Origin of the sequence: uncultured Christiangramia sp. (assembly GCF_913046405.1) — a bacterium.
Lineage (GTDB): Bacteria > Bacteroidota > Bacteroidia > Flavobacteriales > Flavobacteriaceae > Christiangramia > Christiangramia marina.
This window is the reverse complement of the sequence record NZ_CAJWRQ010000130.1, coordinates 1-6,210: the sequence shown is the minus strand read 5'-3', so window position 1 is coordinate 6,210 and position 6,210 is coordinate 1. Positions and strand designations below refer to the sequence as shown.

Here is a 6,210-nt window from a genome sequence, read left to right as displayed (position 1 = left end):
TTAATTGGCTCCAATATTTTCAATATCGCTTCAGTTTTAGGTTTAACCGCTTTAATTAAACCTATAGTCGTACAATCTTCAGAAATTCTTTCGAACGATATGATCTGGATGCTGGCGATCGCATTTGCCTTACTGCCACTATTATTAATTCCGAAGCCTTCGGAAATGGGAAGAAAAGAGGGATTTGGTCTTATTGCTGCTTACGCTACATTTATCCTGATCACCATTCTATAAGTCTTAATTTATTCTTAAATCTCTTCGGAAATAGGGGTGCTTAATATTAATGATTGGTTAAATTTCAGAAACAACCCTATAAAAATAGGGGGTTATCTTAAATAGCGCGCATTTTTTACGAAATCTGCACACATTTTTTGTTGCATATCACCTATATTCGCAACTTGATTTGATAATTACTGAATTATCTGATGATTTGATAATTCAATCTTTTATAAACCAACACAATTAATATTTCAGCATGTCAACTTTAAGATTCCAAGCTTTAAAAGAAACATTGAACAGGAAGCCGGTGAAGATCAAGGAACCTCGTAGAAGGTCTGAAATTTTCGGTAAGAATGTTTTCAACGAAACTGTAATGAGACAGTTCCTGACCAAAGAAGCATACACGAATGTCGTGGAAGCTATGAACACCGGAAAGAAAATAGATCGTAATGTTGCCGATCATATTTCTACTGGAATGAAAGAATGGGCGATCTCTAAAGGAGTAACGCATTATACTCACTGGTTCCAGCCTCTTACCGGAGCAACGGCAGAGAAACATGATTCCTTCTTTGAACCTTTAGGTGATGGGTCTGCAATTGAAAAGTTTGGCGGTGGACAGCTTGTTCAACAAGAACCAGATGCATCAAGTTTCCCGAATGGTGGAATTAGAAATACTTTTGAAGCAAGAGGTTATACTGCATGGGATCCTACTTCTCCAGCTTTTATCTGGGGAACTACCTTATGTATTCCTACGGTATTTGTAGCTTACACAGGGGAAGCGCTTGATAACAAAACTCCACTACTAAGAGCTTTACAGGCCGTTGATAATGCTGCAACAGATGTTGCGAAATATTTTGATAAGAACGTTAAGAAAGTAAATGCAACCTTAGGATGGGAACAGGAGTATTTCCTGATCGATTCTGCACTTACAGCTTCAAGGCCTGATATTACTTTAACCGGAAGAACATTATTAGGACATTCTCCGGCAAAAGGTCAGCAATTGGATGATCACTATTTTGGTTCTATACCTTCAAGAGCGATCGCTTATATGATGGATCTAGAGATCGAGTGTATGAAACTTGGTATTCCAGTAAAAACCCGTCATAACGAGGTGGCACCAAACCAATTTGAGCTGGCTCCAGTATTTGAAGAAGCTAACCTTTCTGTAGACCACAATTCATTGATCATGGATGTAATGAAGAGAGTTGGTGAAAGACATAATTTTAGCGTATTAATGCACGAAAAGCCATTTGCCGGAATTAACGGTAGTGGTAAACATAATAACTGGTCTCTAGCGACAGATACCGGAGTAAACTTACTATCTCCAGGTTCTACGCCAATGAAAAATCTTCAGTTCCTTACATTCTTTGTAAACACGATTAAAGCTGTTTATGATAACGAGGAATTATTAAGAGCTGCGATCGCAAGTGCTTCCAATGATCACCGTCTTGGAGCAAACGAAGCACCACCAGCAATCATTTCAGTATTTATTGGAAGTCAGCTGACTAAAGTTCTTGATGAACTTGAAAAAGTGACTGATGGTAAGCTTTCTCCCCAAGAGAAAACAGATCTTAAACTGAACGTTGTAGGAAAGATTCCTGAAATTCTTCTTGATAATACAGATAGGAACAGAACTTCACCATTTGCCTTTACTGGGAATAAATTTGAATTTAGAGCTGTAGGTTCGTTAGCGAACTGTGCTGGAGCGATGACGGTACTTAACAGTATCGTGGCTAAACAGCTTAAAGAATTTAAAGTTGCGGTTGATAAACTTATCAAGGACAAGAAAATGAAGAAGGATGATGCCGTCTTTAATGTTCTAAGAGAGTATATCAAAAAATCCAAAAAAATTAGATTTGAAGGAGATGGATATGGTGAAGCCTGGGAAAAGGAAGCAGAAAAACGCGGACTTAGCAATAACAGAACTACGCCATTAGCTTTAAAAGCTCAGGTAAGTAAAAAAACAATTGCCCTTTACAAGGAATTAGGGGTGATGAATGAAACCGAGATCGAAGCAAGACATGAGATTGAGCTCGAAGAATACGCGATGAGAATCCAGATTGAAGGACGTATCCTTGGAGATATCGCCAGAAATCATATCATTCCAACGTCAATCAGATATCAGAACATTCTGATAAAGAATGTACGTGGATTGAAGGATATTTATGCTGATGATTTCGCAAGACACGCAAAAGAGCAGCTGGAAATTATAGAAAGCATTTCTTCTCATATCGCAAGTATTAATTCTAATGTGAATGCGATGATCGAAGCGAGAAAGATTGCTAACAAATTAGAAGATGCTGAAGAAAAGGCATTTGCTTATTGTGATGATGTGAAACCTTTCTTCGAAGAAATTAGATATCACTGTGATAAATTAGAGTTATTGGTAGATGATGAGATCTGGCCACTAGCTAAATACAGAGAATTACTTTTCACAAGATAATTTTTGAATATTTTAGAAAAAGAAAAACCACGCATTTAGCGTGGTTTTTTTGTTTAAGTTATTTTACCATCTAACTTAATTGCATAGTTAAAAGTCTAGTAAATAGGAGTTTAAAAAATCGAATTATCATAAAATTTTGCTTTTTAACAATTATTTATGTTCTTCATCGATTAAAAAATTTTGAATCGTTTAAGTCATCTATATTAGGGAAAGTAATTAATTATGCAACACTAACCCTACCGCGCATTAATTACAACCCTATTTTACTTATACCCTCCCCAACACATCGTCTAGTAGACAATTGACCCAATTTTCAACGCCCTGAATCTTGGAAGTGTAATTTTTTAGTTAACCAATATTAATTTAAATCTTTTATTATGAAAAAAGTGATTTTGTGTGCGGGAGCACTAATGTTTGGGGCGGTAACATTCGGACAGGTATCCGGAGCACCTGAAGCCAAATCTCAAACTACTGTTTCCAATAACAGTGGAAATTCGAACGCCAACAAAGGTAAGTCTGAACAATCGGGAACCGATCACCGTATTAGAGTACGTCAGGCCGGAACTAAACAATCAGTTTACACAATGCAGACAAATGGAACGGGACTCATTGGTGGAAACGCAGCTGAAGTTCTTCAGTCTGGGGATGTGAATGGAAATAGTGGAAGACGTAATGAGGCAGATGTGTTTCAACACGGGGATGAGAATAAGTCTTTAATTAGACAAGAGGGTGATCGAAATAATGCAATTACCAATCAAGGAGTTTCTGATCCATCAAGCTCAGGGAATGCTGCATTCATTAGACAGGGAACTGGACAAAATGCAGAAGATAATTTTGCTGCAATAGACCAGGATGGAATGAATAATCAGGCAAAAACTATTCAAACCTATGATAATAATGATGCCTATACAGATCAAGATGGTGAGAATCACAAATCAAGAATTCGTCAAATAGCTAGACCAGATGGATCAGAAGGACACTGGGCCTTAGTAGATCAGGATGGTGACGGACAGACTTCATGGATTCTACAGGAAGGTGATGGAGCACGAAACTATGCTCATACTGCTCAGGATGGCGATAATAACTATGCTGACCAGTATCAAACGACTGCTGCTACAAGTGGCGATGCTAACAGAGCAAGGATTGCACAGGGTACAGATGTTTCTTATAGTGTGGTAGGACTAGATAACGAGATTGTTTCCCTAAGAAATGAGACTTACGGCGTATTAAATTTACCATCTCAAGTTTCATACTATTCAAGAGATGCTCAAGCTTTTCAAAGTCAGGATGGGGATGATAACCAAGCGAGTATTGGTCAGTATGGAGAACTAGGTGGTAATCCACCTGCAGGAAACTATGCAGAACAGGATCAAACTGGAGATGATAACAATGCTTTTATCGTGCAAAATCTATATGGATTAGTTTCTGGAGGAGGAAACAAAGCTCAACAAGATCAGTTAGGAGATGATAATAACGCTGGTATATTACAAAGTGGAAATGCTCATAAAGCTTCGCAATACCAAAATGGCGATGACAATAAAGCCTTAACAGCTCAAAGAGGGGAAGGAAACAAAGCTTTTACTTATCAATTTGGCAATGATAACTGGGTAAGTACTGCTCAAAGAGGTATGATGAACAAAGCTGTCGTATCACAATATGGCGGACAAAGTTATGTAGCTGAACAAAATGTAGCAGATGGAATGCCTAATGGGGGTAACCAAATAGATGTAATCCAAATGGGACCTGCAGGTACTTATTTTGACAATGATGCTGCTAGCTGTTTTATAGATATGGATACTCCACAAACATGGACATCTACTCCAATGCCTAGTACACCAGATATTTGTACTGATTGCAATTAAAAATAGGAAAACTTAAGAGAGAGGTTTAGCCTCTCTCTTATTTAAATTGTATAAGTATGAAAAAGATCATCATTATAGTAATCTTAATAACTACCCTTGTTCCAATCAAAGCTCAAACGTTTACAGAAGAGAGTGAGGTAGAAAATGTTTTGATTGGAAAAAAAATCGATCCTAATATCTTGGCATCATTCGGTATTACAACTTTTATTAATCCAAGGAATACCGAGATCTTTGGTAATTCAGTTTTCTTAGCTCAAGTAGGAGAGTTAAATGAAGTAAGCATTTATACTAATACAAACTCTAGTGAAATTAATATAGCCCAAAATGGTAATTTTAATAAAACAGTTCTAAATTATACAGCCAATACGGCAGTTTCTGAATTAGGTCAATACGGTAATTATAATTTAATTCGGGATTTTGTCAATGCACCTAATGAGGATATTTCCCTAAACCTTATACAGGATGGTAATAACTTAAATTTTCAAAGAGAAGGAGTCAATCAGCTCACCAAATCTTTAAAATTCAGGCAGACGGAGGCATCTCCCTCAATTATAATTCGAAGTTTTAATTAACCAGAATGAAATTGTCTACTAAGAATTATACCAGAAAGCTGGATTTCGTGCTAATAGGCATTATATTCTTTTTCACTATATCTATAGACAGGCTATACGCTCAGTACTACAATCGAGAGGTTAAGGCTGATATTAAAATTAATAATAACGGTGAATTTGTAACTTTTACCGCCTTTGCAGAAAACCTCACACCTTCAGATCTAAATTTAAATTATCAATTTTTAGTATTCAAGAAGGATTCTAATAATAATGTCAGTAGCACAAGACAGGAGGACCTCTTTTTTTTAAAGGCCAATGAAAAAAAAGTATTGTCATCTAGTTCAATAGGTATCAACCTTGAAGGTAGTGTAAAAGTGATTTTATTAATAAATGACTTGGAAGAAAACCCTTTAGGTAAAGATGTTAAAGAAATGTCAGGTACCAACGAATTACTTGAAGAAGTAAAAACCAGTAAGGAGCAAATCATCATAAATCAGGAGGAAGCTAAACCTGAAGATGGAATAATCATCAGCGGACTAGTTTTAGAAAATACTTTAACCCGAGTTGGAAGAGATTTTTACAGATACTTTTATTCAGATTTCTATAACAAACAGATAATTTCTCCGAAAAACATTGAAATAGAGGAGACACCTGGTAGAGGTAGAAGTACCAGAATTACGGTAAGAATGGGTGATCAAATAATTATGCAATTTTTTGCACAACCAAAAAAGGAATTTCTCAAACAAATGGCTAGCGTAACATTGATAAGGGTTACGGCCTATATTCAACAACTTAAGTCCGGTGCTAAATTTAAATACTACTAAATGAAATCAAAAATTATCTTACTGTTAACTTTTACACTATTCGGAATAAAAGGCTATTCACAGCAATTGGTATACGAACCTTTGAACCCAGCCTTTGGTGGGAATCCATATAATTACAGTTGGATGCTGAGTTCTGCTACTTCTCAGAATAAATTAACTGCTGCGCAACAGCCTAGAGAAGAACAAAGTGAGTTAGAAAGATTGGGAGAAAACCTGAACCGTCAGCTTCTAAGCCAAATTAGTAGGACATTATTGCAGGAGCAGCTCGAAGGATTTGGTTCCTTTAACCAGGAAGGAACATTTACATATGG

5 protein-coding genes and 1 pseudogene are annotated in these 6,210 nt (G+C 36.6%); all 6 read left to right on the top strand.

The genetic code is table 11. From position 1 onward, the window contains the following. Positions 1-234: pseudogene (locus QZ620_RS13050) on the top strand (sodium:calcium antiporter); the annotation flags it as partial. A gap of 241 nt (positions 235-475) precedes the next feature. Further along, positions 476-2,662 carry a glutamine synthetase III gene (locus QZ620_RS13045; protein ID WP_295182434.1) on the top strand — a complete coding sequence of 729 codons (2,187 nt, stop codon included), beginning with the start codon at positions 476-478 and terminating at the stop codon, positions 2,660-2,662. 377 nt (positions 2,663-3,039) lie between these two features. Then, a complete protein-coding gene (locus QZ620_RS13040; RefSeq protein ID WP_295182432.1) occupies positions 3,040-4,524 on the top strand; it encodes a curlin in 1,485 nt (494 codons plus the stop codon). Positions 4,525-4,580: 56 nt separating this feature from the next. Next, entirely contained in the window at positions 4,581-5,096 is a 516-nt protein-coding gene (locus tag QZ620_RS13035) for a hypothetical protein (protein WP_295182429.1), read from the top strand. Between the two features lie 47 nt (positions 5,097-5,143). Next, positions 5,144-5,899 carry a CsgE family curli-type amyloid fiber assembly protein gene (locus QZ620_RS13030; protein ID WP_295182426.1) on the top strand — a complete coding sequence of 252 codons (756 nt, stop codon included), beginning with the start codon at positions 5,144-5,146 and terminating at the stop codon, positions 5,897-5,899. Further along, on the top strand, positions 5,900-6,210 hold a 311-nt coding region (locus tag QZ620_RS13025), incomplete at its 3' end, for a curli assembly protein CsgF (RefSeq protein WP_295182423.1).